The 18,587-nt window shown below is 60.7% G+C and carries 19 protein-coding genes; 12 read left to right on the forward strand and 7 right to left on the reverse strand.

The annotated features are described in order from the left end of the window. Positions 1 to 2: 2 nt before the first annotated feature. A complete protein-coding gene (locus ACOOHB_RS10095) occupies positions 3 to 1,184 on the forward strand; it encodes a DUF2332 domain-containing protein (protein WP_420444719.1) in 1,182 nt (393 codons plus the stop codon). Here the strand turns inward: ACOOHB_RS10095 and ACOOHB_RS10100 are convergent. Both ACOOHB_RS10100 and ACOOHB_RS10105 read right to left on the reverse strand, forming a co-directional pair. Continuing rightward, positions 1,122 to 1,694, reverse strand: a complete 573-nt coding sequence (locus ACOOHB_RS10100; protein WP_420444720.1) for a hypothetical protein — start codon at positions 1,692 to 1,694, stop codon at positions 1,122 to 1,124. The genes ACOOHB_RS10095 and ACOOHB_RS10100 overlap by 63 nt on opposite strands. Before the next feature lies 1 nt (position 1,695). Continuing rightward, positions 1,696 to 2,985, reverse strand: a complete 1,290-nt coding sequence (locus tag ACOOHB_RS10105; RefSeq protein WP_420444721.1) for an AAA family ATPase — start codon at positions 2,983 to 2,985, stop codon at positions 1,696 to 1,698. An 81-nt stretch (positions 2,986 to 3,066) separates the two neighbouring features. On the opposite strand from ACOOHB_RS10105, the gene ACOOHB_RS10110 reads away from it, so the two are divergent. From ACOOHB_RS10110 to ACOOHB_RS10135, 6 genes are all read left to right on the forward strand, one after another. Further along, entirely contained in the window at positions 3,067 to 3,459 is a 393-nt protein-coding gene (locus ACOOHB_RS10110; RefSeq protein WP_420444722.1) for a carboxymuconolactone decarboxylase family protein, read from the forward strand. A 16-nt stretch (positions 3,460 to 3,475) separates the two neighbouring features. After that, positions 3,476 to 3,991: a VOC family protein gene (locus ACOOHB_RS10115; RefSeq protein ID WP_420444723.1), complete on the forward strand. Its 516-nt coding sequence runs from the start codon at positions 3,476 to 3,478 to the stop codon at positions 3,989 to 3,991. Positions 3,992 to 3,993: 2 nt separating this feature from the next. Then, positions 3,994 to 5,181 (forward strand): acyl-CoA dehydrogenase family protein, encoded by a 1,188-nt coding sequence (locus tag ACOOHB_RS10120; protein ID WP_420444724.1) that lies wholly within the window; start codon positions 3,994 to 3,996, stop codon positions 5,179 to 5,181. 90 nt (positions 5,182 to 5,271) lie between these two features. Beyond that, complete coding sequence (locus tag ACOOHB_RS10125; protein WP_420444725.1) at positions 5,272 to 6,390, forward strand: amidohydrolase family protein; 1,119 nt, start codon at positions 5,272 to 5,274, stop codon at positions 6,388 to 6,390. 22 nt (positions 6,391 to 6,412) lie between these two features. Next, positions 6,413 to 7,216 (forward strand): SDR family NAD(P)-dependent oxidoreductase, encoded by an 804-nt coding sequence (locus ACOOHB_RS10130; RefSeq protein WP_420444726.1) that lies wholly within the window; start codon positions 6,413 to 6,415, stop codon positions 7,214 to 7,216. A gap of 51 nt (positions 7,217 to 7,267) precedes the next feature. Beyond that, positions 7,268 to 7,705: a nuclear transport factor 2 family protein gene (locus tag ACOOHB_RS10135; RefSeq protein WP_420444727.1), complete on the forward strand. Its 438-nt coding sequence runs from the start codon at positions 7,268 to 7,270 to the stop codon at positions 7,703 to 7,705. 13 nt (positions 7,706 to 7,718) lie between these two features. Here the strand turns inward: ACOOHB_RS10135 and ACOOHB_RS10140 are convergent, their stop codons facing one another. From ACOOHB_RS10140 to ACOOHB_RS10160, 5 genes are all read right to left on the reverse strand, one after another. Further along, positions 7,719 to 8,552 carry an LLM class F420-dependent oxidoreductase gene (locus ACOOHB_RS10140; RefSeq protein WP_420444728.1) on the reverse strand — a complete coding sequence of 278 codons (834 nt, stop codon included), beginning with the start codon at positions 8,550 to 8,552 and terminating at the stop codon, positions 7,719 to 7,721. Between the two features lie 25 nt (positions 8,553 to 8,577). After that, a complete protein-coding gene (locus ACOOHB_RS10145; RefSeq protein WP_420444729.1) occupies positions 8,578 to 8,874 on the reverse strand; it encodes an LLM class flavin-dependent oxidoreductase in 297 nt (98 codons plus the stop codon). Continuing rightward, positions 8,825 to 8,995: an LLM class flavin-dependent oxidoreductase gene (locus ACOOHB_RS10150; protein WP_420444730.1), complete on the reverse strand. Its 171-nt coding sequence runs from the start codon at positions 8,993 to 8,995 to the stop codon at positions 8,825 to 8,827. The genes ACOOHB_RS10145 and ACOOHB_RS10150 overlap by 50 nt, the downstream gene beginning before the upstream one ends. A 33-nt stretch (positions 8,996 to 9,028) precedes the next feature. Then, positions 9,029 to 9,892: a TauD/TfdA dioxygenase family protein gene (locus ACOOHB_RS10155; RefSeq protein ID WP_420444731.1), complete on the reverse strand. Its 864-nt coding sequence runs from the start codon at positions 9,890 to 9,892 to the stop codon at positions 9,029 to 9,031. A gap of 108 nt (positions 9,893 to 10,000) precedes the next feature. Continuing rightward, positions 10,001 to 10,903, reverse strand: a complete 903-nt coding sequence (locus ACOOHB_RS10160; protein WP_420444732.1) for a hypothetical protein — start codon at positions 10,901 to 10,903, stop codon at positions 10,001 to 10,003. Positions 10,904 to 11,325: 422 nt separating this feature from the next. Here ACOOHB_RS10160 and ACOOHB_RS10165 point away from each other — a divergent pair, with 422 nt between their 5' ends. The 5 genes from ACOOHB_RS10165 to ACOOHB_RS10185 are packed head-to-tail and all read left to right on the forward strand — an operon-like array spanning position 11,326 to position 18,581. Next, complete coding sequence (locus ACOOHB_RS10165) at positions 11,326 to 13,251, forward strand: hydantoinase B/oxoprolinase family protein (RefSeq protein WP_420444733.1); 1,926 nt, start codon at positions 11,326 to 11,328, stop codon at positions 13,249 to 13,251. Between the two features lie 2 nt (positions 13,252 to 13,253). Next, positions 13,254 to 15,320 carry a hydantoinase/oxoprolinase family protein gene (locus ACOOHB_RS10170; RefSeq protein WP_420444734.1) on the forward strand — a complete coding sequence of 689 codons (2,067 nt, stop codon included), beginning with the start codon at positions 13,254 to 13,256 and terminating at the stop codon, positions 15,318 to 15,320. A gap of 30 nt (positions 15,321 to 15,350) precedes the next feature. After that, the gene (locus ACOOHB_RS10175) at positions 15,351 to 16,097 is read left to right on the forward strand and encodes an SDR family oxidoreductase (protein WP_420444735.1); all 747 of its coding nucleotides are present in this window, start codon (positions 15,351 to 15,353) and stop codon (positions 16,095 to 16,097) included. A gap of 31 nt (positions 16,098 to 16,128) precedes the next feature. Beyond that, positions 16,129 to 18,078, forward strand: a complete 1,950-nt coding sequence (locus ACOOHB_RS10180; RefSeq protein ID WP_420444736.1) for a primary-amine oxidase — start codon at positions 16,129 to 16,131, stop codon at positions 18,076 to 18,078. Positions 18,079 to 18,107: 29 nt separating this feature from the next. Next, positions 18,108 to 18,581, forward strand: coding sequence for a (2Fe-2S)-binding protein (locus tag ACOOHB_RS10185; protein WP_420444737.1), 474 nt, complete (start codon positions 18,108 to 18,110; stop codon positions 18,579 to 18,581). Positions 18,582 to 18,587: the final 6 nt, after the last annotated feature.

Here is an 18,587-nt window from a genome sequence, read left to right on the forward strand (position 1 = left end):
CCATGTCTTCCCAGCCAGCTAGCGACCTCGACCAAGTCCGCACCTACTTCCGCAACTTCGGCCTGAAACAGGCACCGGAAAACGGCTCTCCCCTCTATCACGCCTTGTCCTTGGGCGTGCTGGATGACCCCGACATGCTGCGCCTTGCCGCAAGCTGTCCGCCCTCGCAACCGTCGGCCAACCTGCTGTTCGGCGCGGTGCATTATCTCCTCCTGGGTGGAGTCCAGCATCCCTTGCGCGACTTCTACCCGGACGTGGTCGCTTCGGAAAAAGCGCCGCACCCGCCCGCCCAGGAGACCTATCCACTGTTTCAAGACTTTGTCCGGCGTCACATCCAGACAATCGGACGGCTCATCACAAGCCGTTTGGTCCAAACCAACGTCGTCCGCCGCACGACCTGTCTTCTGCCTGTCTTTGCTCAGCTTACGCGGGAGGTAGGTAATCAGCCACTCTCGATTATTGAAATCGGCAGCAGTGCCGGCCTGAACCTGCATTGGGACCGTTATCACCATCGCTATGAGTATCCGTCCGGTACAAGCATAGCGTGGGGAGTCAAGGACTCAGCCGTTCAGCTCTCAACACAGGTCAGAGGAACAGTCCCCCTCCCTACCCTGCCTGAATATCTCAGAATCGCCTGGCGCGCGGGGATCGACCTCAACCCTATCGACGTGACTGACGCGGATGCCATGCGCTGGCTGCGGGCGCTCATCTTTCCCGAACATCTGGAGCGTCACCAGGAAATTGAAGCCGCGGCCCGCATCGCACGTGATAATCCAGTCCCTGTTGTGACAGGCGACGCCCTGACGCACTTGCCAGACCTGTTGTCCCAAGCCCCCCAGGATTCACGCCTGTGTCTGTACGCATCTATGGTACTCTACCAATTCTCGCCCGAAGCCCGCAAAGATTTGTGGAGGATGCTGGCGGAATTCTCACAAACCCGACCAGTCTCCGTCATCATTCTGGACGGCGTCCCCGAAGGCTGGGCACAGCTCCTCATCAGGGACTTCAAAAACGGTCGCTATACCAAACGACACGTGGCCGCTGCCCATGCTCACGGGCGTTGGTTGGAGTGGCGGGAAAGCGGCATGACGAGCGGTGAAGAGAGACTGCTTCCTCGGGTTTCATCCCTGGGCCAAAGCAGCAAAGTGTACTGTTGGCTCTACGAAGGTCGCTACCTTTATTGACTTGTACGGTTCTTGCCGTTGCCGCAGTTGTCCTTGTCGGCCACGTTGAGACCCTCGCTTGTAAATCTTGGAGTGTTCTTTCTCGGCAATCAGGACATAGCGTATCGTCAGGTTGGATTTCTCACTGCTGCCATATTCAGCCGCACAGACAGAAAGCAGGTATTCCAGAATAGGCAGTGAGCGTAGTAACTGCTCTTTACCCTTGGCCTTAGTTCTTTCCCCTAATGTCGTCTTTAACTCGACAAGAATAGCGTAATCGCTGCCGTTCGATTGACCAATCAACAAATAGTCACAAATTTGGTTCCATCTCTCCCTCTCGGGCTTCAAGGCTGACAGATGATTGAGCTTGTCCATGCGTACAGCCAGAAAAGGCGATGAAACACCGATAAGCTTAACTTTCGTGTCGTCCTGGTTTCTTTGACGCTCCTCAAGGATGAGAGAATTACCCGTTCCCAACCCTTGAAGCAATTCTGGCCTCAAAACAGTCTCCAATTGAGAAATCAGCTCCACCTCATTCTTCCCCTTCGTATGTCAATCGAGACTCAAGTTCACTGGAAACCCGATTGATGGTGTCGATGGTTGTGTCAAAGATCGGCATATCGATGCCGTATTTTTTAATCGTACATCGGGTTAGGCTGTTGCTTTCCGCCACATAGGCCCGAACAGAGTCGGGTTTCAGGAAGTCGTGTTCTGAGTATCCGAGTTTTCTCAGCACCCTGGGTTTGTCCTTGAAAGACCCGCTCAGCATGAGCAGGTTGTTGATTTCCTTGACGATGTAGTCGCTGTGGGTCGTAATCAGGACCTTCAGACCAGCGTGAACGGCTCGCGCTAACAAGCGTGCGAGTTGAATCTGATTGGCCGTATCAAGATGGCTTTCAGGCTCGTCAATTATGAGAAGCTGATTCTTTTCAGCGACGTGGCGCAGGAAGAAATACAAGTCAGACAATCCACGGACCGAAGAGGAAGCGATGTGGAGAGGGATATCAAAGCTGCGGTCTTTTCGTGCCTTTGACTTGAAGCGGATATCGTCACCGGAAGCCGTATAAGAGCCGCCCATTATATCTCTGATATCGTTAAACAATTTAGAGTCGTATATTTCGCTTCGGCGCTTCTGCAAATCGGGAATGCTTCTGGTGTAGTCAATGTTGTCTCTGATGGGAATCGCATACCGACTAGCCATTTTGTCGATAAACAGGAATGGAAAGAAGCTTTGCATCTCCTTCTCTCTGTCCTTCTCTCTGTCCTTTCCAACTTCCTGAAGAGCCTGCACCAATCGGTTCTTTGTAAAGTCGGCTTCCTTTACGAATTCCTGAACAATCTCCACTAGGCGGCTCTTTGTAAAGTCGAGTTCCTTGTAAAAGAGCGAAATACCGAAACGCTCAGCAGAAAGAATAAATGGCCTGAGAGGGGAAGGCGTAAAGTCATCCCCTACGACCTCGACTTGAACAGACACGTCTTCAAAGTCCTCTAACGAAGAATTAAACACTGCCGACACGACTGCTTTATCAATTTCCACAATACCATCTTCCACCTCTGGTGAGGGCGGGATGGATAGCAATTCCCACATTTTCAGAAACCCATACAACGTATACGCTACATACGTCTTGCCCGTGTTATTCCGACCGGCAATGATCGTCAGGTCGCCCAATTCCAGTTCGGCTTCGTGTATGGGGCCGAGGTTTTTGAATATGAACTTCATGGTGGTGTCTCCACGGTATAGTTTGCGTGTTTCCCTCTCTCTAAGGAAGACCCTCACCCTAGCCCTCTCCCAGAGGGAGAGGGGATAGGAGCCTAGTTTCAATCTATCGAGCGTACAAAGCAAGATTCTCTCTTGGCCCCAACGACTCAAGATGCTATGGCCCAAGAAAAAGGAGGATACTTTATGAGCGCATCTGACGCGGCCTCAGCGGCACGAGTGGCTACGAGTTCGTACGCCGAAGCCGACCCGCAACTGTACGCCTTTCTCGATTGGATGGAGCAGCAAGACCCCGACTATGCCAAGGCGTTCCGAGCCTATGGCGAGAAGGGCACCGGCGAGGGCCAGGCCCTTGCGGTCAAATACCGTGAAATGGTCATGACTGGTATTCTGGTGTTCGCGGGACGCAAGGAAGGAGCCGTGGCCCATCTCAAACGGGCGATCGAACATGGAGCCACAAAGCGTGAGCTGTTCGAGGCCGGCCAATCTGCCGCCATTCCCGGCGGCGGCATCACCCTGGGCCTGTGGATGCAAATCCTCACCCAACTCGATAGCGAAGGCGCTTTTATCAACGGCTAGGTAAGGAGGGAGTCCTATGGCACAAGCAGTGACAACGCCGTCCGAGCCGGTCCACCCCCAGACCCGCATCGGCCATATTCATCTGACGGTGACCGACCTGGAACGCTCGCTGGCCTTTTACCGCGATCTGTTGGGCTTTGAGGTGACCATGCGTTACAAGGATTCGGCCGTGTTTCTGTCCGCGGGCGGCTATCATCACCACCTGGCGCTGAATACCTGGGCCGGACCGGATGCCAGCCCGCCCCCGCCCGGACATACCGGGCTGTACCACTTTGCCATTCTCTATCCCAGCCGTCGGGAACTGGCCCGGGCGGTAAAGGCGCTGCAACAGGCTGACTACCCCCTGCAAAATACCTCCGACCACGGCGTGTCCGAGTCCGTCTACCTGGCTGACCCGGACGGCAATGGGGTGGAACTGTCGGTTGACCGGCCGCCCGAGACCTGGCCCCGCGACACGCAGGGCAATATTCAGGCCGGTCGCGGGAGGGTGGACTTGGACGCGTTACTGGCCGAACTGGACGAAAGGGCCTAGGCATGGATTTCAAATTCAGCCCGGAAGACGAAGCCTTTCGGCAGGAATGCAGAAGCTGGCTGGAACACAACATCCCCCACGACTGGCGGGACGACGAGGAATTACACGACCCCGACACCAGGGAAGAATTCGAGCGTCGCCGTGCCTGGCATCGTCAGTTATATGACGACGGCTGGATGTGTATTCACTGGCCCCAAGAGTATGGCGGACGTGGCGCCAGCCTCATCCAGCAAGTCATTTACAATCAGGAACTCGACCGCGCCAAGGCTCCGCCCACGGTCAATTTTCAGGGCATCGCGCGGGTGGGACCGACGCTGATGCAGTGGGGCACGCCGGAACAGAAGCAGCGCTATATCCCCAGGATTCCGCCGGCTGAAGAAATCTGGTGTCAGGGCCTATCAGAGCCCGACCACGGCTCTGACCTGGCCGCGGTGGAGACGCGGGCGGTTGACCGGGGCGACCACTTCCTGGTCAACGGTTCCAAGGTCTGGACCTCCAACGCTCACCGCGCCGACTTCACCACCCTGCTGTGTCGGACCGATCCCGACGCGCCCAAGCATAAGGGCCTCAGCTATCTGCTGGTCGATATGAAAAGCCCCGGCATCACCGTACGGCCGCTGGTCCAGATGACCGGCGAGAGCGGCTTCAATCAGGTGTTTTTTGATGATGTCCAGGTCCCGCTGGCTAATCTCGTCGGAGAGAAGAACCGGGGCTGGATGGTCGCCATGACCAATATGATGTTCGAGCGCACGATTCACGGCGGGCGCACCGACATGATGGTCGAGGTCAGACAGCTCACCGAACTGGCAAAAAAAGTCGACCGGGGCGGTCATCCGGCCTGGCAGGATAGTTATGTGCGGCAAAGGCTGGCCGGCTTTGCGTGCGAGGCCGCCGCGCTCAAGTATACCAGTTTCCGGCAGCTCACCAGCCAGCTCAAAGGGCTGCCGCCCGGGCCGGAAGGCTCGATGATGAAGCTCGGCACGAGCGGCCTGAACCTGCGCATGCAGGACTTTGCCATGGAGCTGCTGGGCCCCTATAGCCAGCTCGAATATCAGGCCAGCGGGGCGATTGACCGCGGCAAATGGTCGCATCGTATGCTGGCGGCGCGGCGCGGCACCATCGCCGCCGGGACCAACGAAATTCAGCACAACATCATCGGCGAGCGGGTACTCGGGCTCCCAAAGGGCTGACTTGCCCCCTACTCCCGTGATGACAGAGGTGATACCACACAACAGCCTGAGCAGCGATGAAAAAGCAGCACAAATCGGAGGGAGCTGACCATGCGTGACGGATATAAAATTGTTGATACCGATTCTCATATGATGGAGCCGGACTGGCTGTGGGAGCGGCATATGGAAGACGCGTATAAGTCCGAGGCGCCCCGGATGGGTGATGCGCCAGGGTCGGGACGCCGCACCTTTCTGGTTGAAGGCGAGTCGTTTACGCGCGAAAAGGGCAAATACCCGATGGCCGCCAAGGCGTTTCTGAAGGCGGCGTATAAGGCCATGGACCGCTTTGAGCGCGCCAAAGACACCGGCTTTAGTGCCAAAAGCCGGATCATGGACATGGACGAGCAAGGCGTGGATGTCCAGATTCTCTACCCGACCTATACCGGCCAGATGCTCGGCCGCGAGTTCCGCGACACCAAACTGCTGGCGGCCTGCTGTCGGGCCTATAATAACTGGGCCGCCGACTACACCTCCGAAGCGCCCGAGCGCCTGCGCTGGGCCGCGGCCCTGCCCATGCAGGAGCCGGAGGAGGCGATCAAAGAGGCCGAACGCGCCGCGGCAAACGGTTGCGTCAGTTATTATATGCGGCCCAACCCGGTCGGCGGCCGCACCCTGTGGCATGAGGACTATCATCCGCTGTGGGCAACCATCGAAAGGCTGGGCCGCCCGCTCTCAACCCATGACTCGGCTTCGGCCTCGGTGCCCTCGTTTGGCGATCGCATGGACACGCATACCAGCGGCCATATTTTATCCCATCCGTTTGAGGCCATGGCGGCCATGGCCGGTCTGATCTGGTTCGGTATCTTTGAAAAATTCCCCCAACTCAAAGTCATCCACGTTGAGGGCGACGGCGGCTGGACCCCGTACTGGCTGCAACGCATGGAGCAGCACTGGGAATTCAGCGGCAACGCTGAACATGAATATCTCACCCGGCCGCCGACGGAGTATTTTCGCAGCAATGTGTGCGTGGGTTTTCGGGGTGACGAGCCCACCATGAAAGCCGCGGTCGAGCTGGTCGGCGACGATAATTTCACCTGGGACTCTGACTATCCACACCCGGACGGCACCTATCCCTGGGGCGTGCAAGCCATGCTCGACCAGCCCATTCCCGAAGAGTCAAAGCGCAAGATGTTCTGGGATAATGGGGCGCGCATTTTTAATTTAGCGTAGCGGCTGCTGAGGAGAAACACACATGGATTTTAGCGGTAAAGTCGGCTTGGTGACGGGTGCGGCCTCGGGCATTGGCCGCGCCACCGCACTGGGATTTGCCCAGCGTGGCGGTGCGGTTGCGGTCGCGGACATCAACGCCGAGAACGCCAACGCGGTGGTTGCCGAGATCACGGCAGCGGGCGGAAGGGCCACTGCGGTTATCGCCGATGTGACCCAACAGGCCGACCTCGACCGGATGATTGCGACCACGACGGATGCCTTTGGCCGACTCGATTTTCTGCATAATAATGCCTTTGGACTGCCCGCGGCCCGGCCTGACAGTACGGTCATGGCCCGCACAGCCGACCTGGAAGATCGCGTCTGGGACAATACGATAGACCTGGGTCTGTCGTCGGTCTTTCACGCCATGAAGAAGGCGATTCCGGTCATGCGCCAGAACGGCGGTGGGGCCATCGTCAACACCGCCTCCATTTCGGGTCTGCGGGCCGATTACGGCATTGCCGCGTATAATGCCGCCAAGGCCGGCGTGATCAATCTCACCCGGGTGGTTGCCGTTGAGTATGCCCGCCACGGCATTCGGGCGAATTGCATTTGCCCAGGCGTCATCGATACTCCGCTGAATGCGTCTATGTTGGAACAGCCGGGATTTGCGGCGCGATTCAAGGCGGCTATTCCGCTGGGCCGACTTGGTACGCCGGAAGAAATGGCCAACGTTATTTTGTTCCTGGCCTCCGACTTGGCCTCGTTTGTGACGGGCGCGGCGTTTGTGGCCGATGGAGGGCAGACGGCAAAGACGGGCAGTCCATCGTTTCTGCCGGAGGGATGAAAAAGCCCTGCCCCTCTCCCAAAAAAGGAAGGAATAAAAAAGGAGGACAACATGGCAGACAAGAGTATTGAGGCGCAGATGCAGGACATGATAGACCGCGAGGCGATTCGCAACCTGCCTTTGCAGTATTGTCACTGTGTGTGGCAACAGGACTTGGACGGATACGTCAATCTCTTTACCGCAGACGGCTCGTTCTCGACCGACGACCCCAGCCTGCCGGGCGCACAGGGCCGCGCCGGCCTGCGCACCATGATCCAGGGTGGCCTGGCGATGCAGCCTCGGCCCTTCATCCATAACCACGTCATCGAACTGGGTGGACCGGATCAGGCCACGGGGACGTGTTATGTGGAAGTCCACATGAACCGAGAGGGCAAAAAGTGGGAAATGAAGGGCTGGTATAACGACGAGTACGCCAAGGTTGACGGCGAGTGGAAGTTCAAGTCGCGCCGGATCACGACCGATTCCTTTGGACCCAAGGACGCAGCCTAGCGGAATCGACAGCTCAGTCTCTGGGCACCTCAGCGTACACGCGCTGCATGGTGTCCAGATGACCCTGCGCATCCAGACCGCCCCCGAGTGTGCGTAAGCACAGGTGGCTCAGGCCGGCCCGTCGCCACCCGGACACGCGGTCGCGCCATTCCGCTTCTCGGGGGCCGACCACAGCCACGCCGGCTTCGGTACCGATATCCTGCGGACGGCGTCCGACCGTTTCGGCGGCGCGCAGAATATCGGCCTGTATGGCCGGGAACTCTTCCGGTGTACACAGCACAAACCAACCATCGGCCAGGCGTCCGACCCGACGCCGAATGCGCGGGATGGGCACACTCTGCGCGCCTATCCAGAGCGGGATCGGCCTTTGGACCGGCAGCGGATTCAGACCGGCCCCGGACACCGTGTCCCAACGTCCGTCAAAGTCCACCGTGGGCTGCGTCCAAAGCTGCTTGAGGAGGGCCATCTGCTCTTCGCAGCGAGCCCCCCGCGTATGAAAGTCCGCACCTAATGCGCGGTATTCCTCAGCGCTGGGACCGACGCCTATCCCGAGACGCAAGCGGCCGCCGGACAGCACGTCCAGCTCCGCGGCCTGCTTGGCGACCAGCACGGTCTGGCGCGAAGGCAGAACTATAACCGAAGGCACCAACTCGATCTTCTGCGTGATGGCCGCAACATAGACCAGCAGCGTCAGCGGCTCATGCACATAGCCGCTATCGGGCCGGAGAACCTGATCCGGGACGCGCAAATGGGTGTAGCCCAACTCGTCGGCAGTCTGGGCAAATGCCTTGATCGCTCCTAAATCTCCCTGAAGTTCTCTTACCGGCAGTGAAATCCCAATCCGCATAGCTTCTCTCCTACGCATTCAACACTTATAGACACAACTCCGCCAGGACGCGCAGGGCTTCAACCTGATTCGTGCCAATAATCATGGTCGTAACGGGCGACGCCTTCCAGCGCGTGAGTTGCTCGGCAATGCGTTCTTTGGGACCGACCAGGGCGACGGCATCAACCAGCTCATCGGGCACGGCCTCTTGCGCTTCTGCCTTCCGGCCCGAGAGATACAAATCTTGTAGTGATGTCGCCAGATCCGCATACCCAAAGTTCCGTATATAGCTGTTATAGAAATTCTTGCTGCGCGCCAACAAAGGCCAGAAAAGAAACGACATCCGATCCCCAGGCCTCACCGGTCCAGACCGAGTCGAACCCGAGGCGTTCGGCTTCAAGGATCACCTCCATGGTGTGTTGCATCTTCGGGCCTGAGTATCCGGTGACTAATCCGAGTCGCATCGCACTACCTACTGTGGGTTCGGACTATAGCGTTCACACCCGTACGTCTTCGACCGTGCTGCGGCGCAACTCACGCCGCTGGGAAAGATCGTAACGGCGGCCGCGATGCAGCACAGCCCGGTTGTCCCAGATCACCAAATCGCCCGGACGCCAGGTATGGCGATACACAAATTGACGTTGCGTCGCATGCTCTAAAAGATCGGCGAGTAAGAGCCGCCCTTCCGGGACGGGCCGTTCCAGAATGCGAGCGGCATGCGCCCCGATAAAGAGCGTCTTCCGCCGGGAGCCCGGATGGAGCCGGACGACAGGCCATTCCACGCTCGGATACTTGGCCAGATCTTCCGGCGTGTATTGCTGATCACCGAGCCGGACACGCGAATGAAAGGCGGAGTGTTCGGCTATAAGCCCCTCGATCTCAGCCGTGACATCGTCCGGCAGCGCAGCGTAGGCCGCGCGCATATCAGCGAACTCGGTTTCGCCTCCTTGTTCGGGGAGGATACAAGCCAACAAGAGCGAATACTTAGCGGATGGTTGCTTGAACGAGCTGTCGCTGTGCCAGAGCTGATTGGCAAGCATAGTAATCAGGCGAGGATCGTCCCGCGCGAGGATTTGGCTTTCGAGATCAACGTTGGAGATGTCGATCATTCCGGCCTCTTTGAATCGACTCCGCCGCTGCAACACCTTGAGCAGCCCCATATCAACGGGACCGAGCGCGCGGGTAAACGCCATCTGCTGGGATTCATCCAGGACTTGATCGCGGAAGACCAGAACAGCGAACTCATCCATGGCAGCCTCTATCTCGGCTGCTAAATCTGCATCAGTTGGTTGCCGCAGATCAATCCCTTGGACTTCAGCAGCGAACACGGGGTGCAATGGAGACAGGGTGAGGGTGTGCATGGGATTGCCCTCCTGAAGAATGCGCGGCCCTTCCTGGTTGAGTCCAGAGCCGCCTTTTGCCCGACCAGGTCGAGTATGCCCGTCCGAGATCGATTTGGGAAGCGGTCCCTACTCCACGTCCGTGATGACAAAATTCTGGCTGTTCTGCTGCCACTCCAGTGTGACCGTCTCGCCCAGCATGGGGAAGTCCTCGACTACACATTCCCCCTCCGCCCCCCGCAGAAACTCCGCCTCGATCCCTTCCCCCACGGTCGTCACCCGCACCGTGGCCCGGCCTAACTCTTCGCCATCGACGAACGCCACCACCTCATGCTCGCCCTCGCCCAACAGGTTCCAGTTGAACAACAACCCAAACCCGTTGGCCGTGTCCCCACACGCCTCCAGCGTGTCCAACCGCTCCGTGCCATACCCGGTCACATGCCGTCCGACCTCCCCCCCCTCGGTCGTGATCTCAATCTCCACCGTCTCGGCTTCGCACACCCAGCCCGACAACACCCCAATCCCACTCTGAAACGAATTGGGCCCCGGATTCTCCAGATACCCAATGTCTATCAACCCCGCCCGGTTGGTGGTGCCAGCAGGGGCCGCGCCCTCGGCGATCACAAAGTTCTGACTATTCTGCTGCCAGGTGAGCAGGGCCGTCTCCCCGGCCAGCGGAAAGTCCGGCGCCAGACACTCGCCCTCGGCTCCCCGTACAAACTCTTCCCCCAGCGTCGTTACCGTCACCGTGGTCCGGCTCCACTCCATCCCGTCCACCCGCGCCACGACGCTATGCGTCCCGTCGCCCAGCAGGTTCCAGTTGAATAACAACCCAAAGCCGTTGTCGGTGTCCCCACACTCTCCTTGGGTGTCCAGCCGCTCGGTGCCATAGCCCGCCTCGAACCGACCGACCTCCCCCGCCTCGGACGTGAGCTCAATTACAATCTCCTCGGCTTCGCACACCCAGCCCGAGATCACCCCAATGCCACTCTGGAACGAGTGGGCCTCCGGATTCTCCAGATACCCCACCACGTCGCCCGGCGGCGGTGGCGGTGGTGACGGCGGCGGTCGTGGTGGTATAACGATGTTCGCCGGCAGGCTCAGACGCAGCGTGACGGTGGGGCGCCACCAGGGGGCAGCGGCCCAGTGGGCTCCCAGAGTGTCATCAATCCTATACATTACTTCCCTCGCCGCCTGGGACCATACACCATTGCGTCGCGTCATATACCTCCAAAATGGGAGGAAATTTGCATATAGGCGGCAGGTTCCGCGGGAGGGGAGTCCCGTGGCGCGGCGGGCACGTGCGCGGGGAGACGCTCCGCGTGTCACCGCGCTACCAGGCAGGCCCCGCTCATCCGACGCAACGTATTGATTCTTCCCGCCTCAGCGTTTACGATTCGGACACATTTTTTCCGCTGTAGCCCTGCATAACCATTTCGCAAAGGAGTGAACTCATGGCGACCGCCAGCCGCATTGATTCCATCCCACTGCCACCGCTGGAGGCATCTTTCGATCCCATCACTTTCAGTGTGATCCGCAATCGCTTTGAAGCCATCGGTCAGGAGATGACCCTCGCCATGGAGCAGACGGCCTGGACCTCGGTCATCGCCCTGGCGCGCGACTACTCGTGCATGATCTACGACGCCCATTCGAGCGGGCCGCGGCAGGTCACCATGGCCGATTGCCTGCCCATCCACTGCAACAGCATTCGGACCCTGCTGATGGAAATCGTCGCCGTATTCAAAGACGACATCCACGACGGCGACGTGTATATGTCGAACGACCCCTACCGGGGCAACACCCACATCCCGGACCTGGTAACGGCCCAGCCGGTCTTCGTTGACGGCGAGCAGGTGTTCTGGACGGTGGCACGCGGCCATCAGCTCGATACCGGCGCCATCGAAGCGTCGAGCATCGTTCCTGCGGCAAAGACCATCTTCCAGGAAGGCATCGTCATTCCGCCGACCAAGCTGATCGACCGCGGCGTCGAACGCCACGATATCGTCGAACTCTACCTCTCCAACGTGCGTTATCGTGACGCCCTGCACGGCGACCTGCGCGCCCAGCTCGGCGCCTGCGGCGTGGCCCGCAAGGGCCTGATCGAGCTATGCCGGCAGTATGGCCGCGACGAGGTGGTGCGCTATAGCGACGGTCTCATGGACTACGCCGACCAGCGCGCGACAGAGGAGTTTCTGAAAATTCCCGACGGCGTCTACCACGGCGAAACCTGGACGGACACCGACGGCAACGGTGCCACGGACATTCCGATTCGAGCCACGATCACCAAGAAGGGCGCGGATATCCACGTGCACTACAGCGGCGGGCCGCCGTCCACCGGCTCGTTCAACGGCACCTATGCGGTCATGATGGCGACCTCGACTATCCCCTTCCTGTACTATATCGACTCGGACATTCCGCATAATCACGGCGTGCTGCAACACATCAGCGCCGACGCCGACGACAACACCATCTGCCTGGCCAAGTGGCCGGCCGCGGTTGCAGGCGCAACCCAGAATCCGGCCGACCCCATGCACGATGTCATCAACATCGCCATGGCCGAGGCCATTCCAGACCGTGTTCCCGCCGGCGGGGCGCATACCGCCCACATCCCGAACTTCAACGGCGTCGATTCGAGAACCGGCAAGGAGTGGGGCTGCATGCTGTTCAACAGCGGCGGCGGCCAGGGCGCGGCAAAGGACGCCGACGGCTGGCCGGTCCTGTGTACCATTGCCGGCATGGGCGGGCTCACCTCGGCTTCGGTCGAGCAGTTGGAGCTGCTGTATCCGCTCCGCGTCGATCAGAATGAAATCGAGACCGACGCCCTGGGCATGGGGAAATGGATCGGCGGCCCCGGACTGCGCACCTGCTATCGCCCGATCGCCGGAGATATGGAATGCGTCGGCTTTGGCGAGGGCTTGAAGAACCCGCCGCACGGGGTGAACGGCGGCACCATGAGCCCAGGCGGCGGCATTTATATCGAGCACGCGGACGGCCGGCGGACCTTTACCTCTTCCGCGGGACAACTGCTGATTCGCGAAGGCGAGACCTGGAATGGCGTGTCCGCGGGCGGCGGGGGCTGGGGCAACCCGCTCGACCGCGACCCGGAACAGGTGCGCCGCGACCTGCGGGACGAGTGGATTAGCGCTGACGCCGCCCGCAACGTGTTCGGCATAGTCGTCAAGGACGATCTTGAGCGCAGCCTCGACGTTGCCGCAACCGAGCAACTCCGCGCCGAGCTGCGCAAGACCGAGCGCCCGATGATCGAACCGACCATCCCCGCCGCGGGGACCTGGACCAAAGAGAACATGCGCCCCGGCGACCGCTATCTCGAAGCCCCGACTATCGCCCGGAACTTCAGCGACATGCCGAAGGGGGCGTAAACATGGGGCATCGAGTCGGCATCGATATCGGCGGCACCTTCACAGATGTAGTCCTGCTGCGCGACGACGGGACATTCCATGTCTATAAAGAAGACTCGACTCCCGACCAGCCGCTGCTGGCGATTACGCGGGGCCTCGGCGGGCTGGCCGAGGAAGCCGGGACTACGGTCGCAGAGCTTTTGCGTGAGACGGAATTTCTGGTCCATGGTCAGACCATGGCGACCAATGCCCTGATCCAGCGCAACGGTCCGGTCATCGGATTGCTGTGCACCCAGGGCTTTCGCGACATCATGTATCTGGGCCGTGGCGGCAAGCCCGAGCGCTTCAATATCCACCTCCAGAAGCCCGAGGACTTCGTTCCCCGCTATCTGCGCCTGGGCATTCCCGAGCGCATTGGCGCGGACGGCTCCGAAATCCTGCCGCTCGACGAAGAGGCCATTCGCAACGCGGCCCGGCGCTTCGGCGCCCACGGCGTCAAAGCGGTAGCGGTGGCCTATCTGTGGTCTATCGTCGATGCCAGCCATGAAAAGCGCACCGCCGAGATCGTGCGCGAGGAGCTGCCCGGCGTCGATGTGCTGTGCTCCTCCGACGTGTTACCGGAAATTCGCGAATGGGAGCGCACCTCGTCAACCCTGCTGTCGGCCTATATCGCGCCCATTATCGGCGACTATCTGCGCGCCTTTGAAAAAGAGATGGCAGCCGGCGGCCTGCCCCACCCGCCGCAGATCATGCAGGTCAACGGCGGCTGTGCCTCGGTTGAGGACCTTTTGGCGCGGCCTGTCAACGCGGTGGCCTCGGGCCCCGCGGCTGGCCCGGCGGCGGGGGCGCACTACGCCTCGGATACCAAAGCCCCCGACCGGCTGATCATTATCGACATGGGCGGAACCAGCTTCGACGTTTGCATGCTGCGCGACAGCGAACCGGTCATGTCAACCGATATTCGGGTCGCACATCAGCCCATCGGGGTGAACGGGGTCGAGGTGCTGTCGATCGGCGCCGGCGGCGGCTCCATTGCCTGGCTCGACAGCGGCAAGGCGCTGCGGGTCGGGCCGCAGAGCGCGGGTTCCCAGCCGGGGCCGGCCTGTTACGGCCGGGGTGGTCGTGCGCCCGCAGTCACCGACGCCAACCTGGCCGTCGGGCGAATGTCGTCCGGGGCGTTTCTGGGCGGACGGCGCTCCCTCAGCGAGCACCTGGCGAAGCGAGCCATTGCCGAGCATATTGCCACGCCGCTGGGGCTGTCGGTCCGCGAGGCCGCGGCCGGTATCCTGACCATTGTAAACTCGAATATGGCCTCGGCCATCCGGGCGGTCTCGATTGAGCGCGGCATCGATCCCCGCGACTATGTCATGGTCGCGGGCGGCGGGGCGGGTGGCCTGCACGCGGCCGAGCTGGCCCGTATGCTTGAGATCGGCGAGGTGCTGATTCCGCGTTCCGCGGGCGGGCTGTGCGCGTTCGGTATGGCGGTCACCCCGGTGCGGCACGACTACGTGCGCCTGCACCACTGCTATACAGATCGGCCGGACGCGGCCACGAGCATCGCTCAGGTGTTTGACGAGTTGATCGCCCAGGGTGGCTCCCATCTTAAGGAGGAGGGCTTCAAGCCCGAGGAGATTCGTTTCGCCCGGCATCTTGAAGGACGCTATCCGGGTCAGGTGCACAACCTGACGGTGCCGCTGCCCGACGGACCGATTGACGCCGATCTCTTGCGGCGACTCGAAGCCGACTTTCACGACGAGCACGAGCGGCGCTTTACCTATTCGATGCGCGATCAGCCGATCGAGTGCCTGCACTGGCGCATCGCCGCCACGGGCAACCGACCTGCTCCCGAAGGACGGCTGGCCACGCAGTCCGGGGGTGGGTCAAAACCCACCAGCCGGCGCAGGGCCTATATGGCCGGGGTCAATGCCGAGGTGGAAACCGAGATTTATCAGGGCGACGCGCTGGCGGCGGGTGACCGGCTGACCGGCCCGGCTATCGTTGAGTTCGCCACAACCACGGTGGTCGTCAATCCGGATGACCGACTGACCGTCCAGGCCGACGGCAGTTCTCTGCTGACGATTGCCCTCTAACAATTTTTCTCTAACAAAAGGAGAGCCTGCATGTCGGGTGTCATGATCGTGACGGGAGGCAGTCGCGGCATTGGAGCCGCTATTTCAAGGCGAGCGGCGCTGGCCGGGTTTGACGTGTGCGTCAATTATGCGCGCGCCAAAGACCGGGCCGAAGAGGTGGTCCACGCCGTGATACAGGCCGGACAGCGGGCGATTGCCGTGCAGGCCGACGCGGGAACGGAAGCCGGTGTCGTCGAGCTGTTTCACCGGACCGATGCCGAGCTCGGCCCGGTCACCGCCCTGGTGAATAATGCCGCCATCGATTATGAGACCGCGGTCGTCGACGCCGAGTTGGAGCGCGTCCGGGGCGTTTTTGATCTCAATATCTTTGGCGTGTTCGTGAGCGCCCGCGAGGCCATCAAGCGCATGTCCACCAAACGCGGTGGCACCGGCGGCGTGATCGTCAACGTCGGCTCCGTTTCCTCGCGGTACGGCGGGCTGCCCGGCGACGTGGTCTACGCCTCAAGCAAGGGCGCGCTCGATTCCTTTACCCTGGGCCTGTCCAGAGAAGTCGGGCCTGAGGGGATTCGGGTCTGTTGCGTGCGGCCTGGGATTACCCGGACGGAAATTTTTGAGGCGAGTATCGGCATTGAACGCGCCGAAGCCATCGCCAAGGCACAGACGGTCCTGGGACGCATCTGCGAACCCGAAGAGGTGGCCAATCTGGTGGTCTGGATCTGCACGGATGAGGCCTCGTACGTCACCACGACGATCTACGATATTTCGGGCGGACGCTGAACAGGTCACGTTAATAAAAGGAGAAACCAGCATGACCAGCGCCATACAGGACATACAGGCAGACCACGCCCAGACCCTCCCGACGCATCCCCTGGAGCCGCTGAGCCGGAGCGAGATTGAGCGCGGCGTGGCCATCCTCAGCGGCTCGGGCGAGCTGAGCGGCCAGCTCGCCTTCTCCAGCGTCAGTCTGGCCGAGCCGCCCAAAGAGACGGTCAAGACCTTTATCCCCGGCGCGCCGTTTACTCGGGTGCTACGCTTTCTGGGGGTGGACGAATCTGCCAACGGGAGGCAGGCGGGCAGTTTTGACGCACGGGTCAATATCACGACCGGAGAGCTGCTTGAGGTGCAGCGCCTCAGCGGCGGACAGGTGCCGTTTGGGGGGCGAGACTTGGTGCAATCGATCAAGCTCACCAAAGCCGACCCGGCCTGGCAGGCCGCGGTGAGACGGCGCGGCGTCGAGGATATGGGCCGGGTGCAAATCGATATGTGGCCGGGCAGCGGTCCCCTGCCCGACGGCGTGGACGCCACCCATCGTCTGGCCCGGACGATTGCTTTTGTGCGCGAAGACAAGACCGACAACGGCTATGCCCGCCCGCTCCAGGGTCTGATTGCCCATGTGGATTTGACCGAAGGACGGGTGGCTCATCTGGAAGATCATGGCGTGACAGCCATACCGCCGGAGAGCGGACGCTACGAGGCCACTCATCAGCCTGCGCTGCGGACCGATCTGAAACCGATTGCCATTACCCAGCCCGAGGGGCCGAGTTTCCGCGTCGACGGGCACGCGGTGGAATGGCAGAAGTGGTCGTTCCGGGTCGGCATGCACCCCCAGCACGGCCTGGTCCTGCATACCCTGAGCTATGACGATGCCGGGCAGCGGCGGTCGATCCTGTATCGGGCGTCGCTGGCGGACATGGTGGTGCCCTACGGCGACCGCGACCCCATGCACACCTGGAAACACGTGCTGGATGCCAGCGAGGCGAGTGTGGGCAATCTGGCCAATTCGCTCAGCCTGGGCTGCGACTGTCTGGGCGAAATCCATTATTTTGATATGCCCACGCTGCTGGCCGACGGGTCCGTCTATACGATTGAGAACGCCATCTGCATGCATGAAGAAGATTACGGCGTGCTGTGGAAGCACCACGACCTGCTGTCCGCGACCACGGAGGTCCGGCGCTCGCGGCGTTTGGTGGTTAGCTCGTTCTTTACGGTCGGGAATTATGAGTATGGCTTCTTCTGGTATTTATACCTGGACGGCACGATTCAGATGGAGGTCAAGCTGACCGGTATCGTCGGCGTCAGCGCGGTTGAAACCGGGGCCGAGCAGCCCGAGTTCGCCCCGCTTATTGCGCCCAACCTGGCCTCCCCGATTCACCAGCATCTGTTCTGTTTCCGGCTCGACTTTGATGTGGACGGTGAGAACAACTCGGTCTACGAGGTCGAGGTCGAACCCGTGCCGCACGGGCCGGACAATCCGCACGGGACGCAGTTCCGGGCCAAGACCACGCTCTTAGCATCCGAGGATGTCGCCCGGCGGAACATTAACCCGCGGGCCGGCCGGAGCTGGAAGATCGTCAACCCAGGGCGGACAAACCGGCTGGGGGTGCCGGTCGGCTATAAGCTGCTTGCCGGCGCAACGCCGACCCTGTTTGCCCAGGCGGACTCCTATGTGGGGCAACGGGCCGGGTTTGGCCAGCATAATCTATGGGTCACCGCGTTTGCGCCGGACGAACTCAGCGCGGCTGGCGACATCACGCTCCAGAGTCCCGGCGGAGAGGGCCTGCTACGCTATTCACGCGGACGCGATATCGAGAACACCGACATCGTTGTCTGGCATACCTTTGGCCTCACCCATATTCCGCGGCCCGAAGACTGGCCAGTGATGCCGGTCGAATATGCCGGCTTCAGCCTGATGCCGGTCGGCTTTTTTGAACGCAACCCCGCCCTGGACGTGCCACCGAGTCCGCACGCGTGTAAGTGAGACGAATGTTGAGGTGACAAGGAGACGGCATGATTTCACTGACCGTGAACGGAACGGAACACAGCGTTGATGTCAGCTCGGACATGCGGCTGCTGTGGGTGTTACGTGACATCCTGGGGCTGACCGGGACAAAATTCGGCTGTGGCATGTCCCTGTGTGGGGCCTGCACCGTCCATCTGGATGGCGAACCGGTGCGCTCGTGCGTTATGCCGGTCGCCGTTGCCGCGGGCAAGAACATTACGACTATAGAAGGGCTCTCCCCGGACGGCAGCCACCCTTTACAGCAGGCCTGGGTTGCACATCAAGTGCCGCAGTGCGGGTATTGTCAGACAGGTATGATTATGTCGGCTGCGGCGCTGCTCAAGAAAAAGCCCCAGCCGAGTGACACGGATATCAACGAAGCCGTGACGAATATTTGCCGGTGTGGGACGTATACGCGTATTCGGGCCGCCATTCATACTGCCGCTCAAAAATCCGGCTCGCAAAACGGGACGAAGGGATAAGGACAC

Source organism: Candidatus Poriferisodalis sp. (assembly GCF_965215815.1).
GTDB lineage: Bacteria > Actinomycetota > Acidimicrobiia > Acidimicrobiales > Poriferisodalaceae > Poriferisodalis.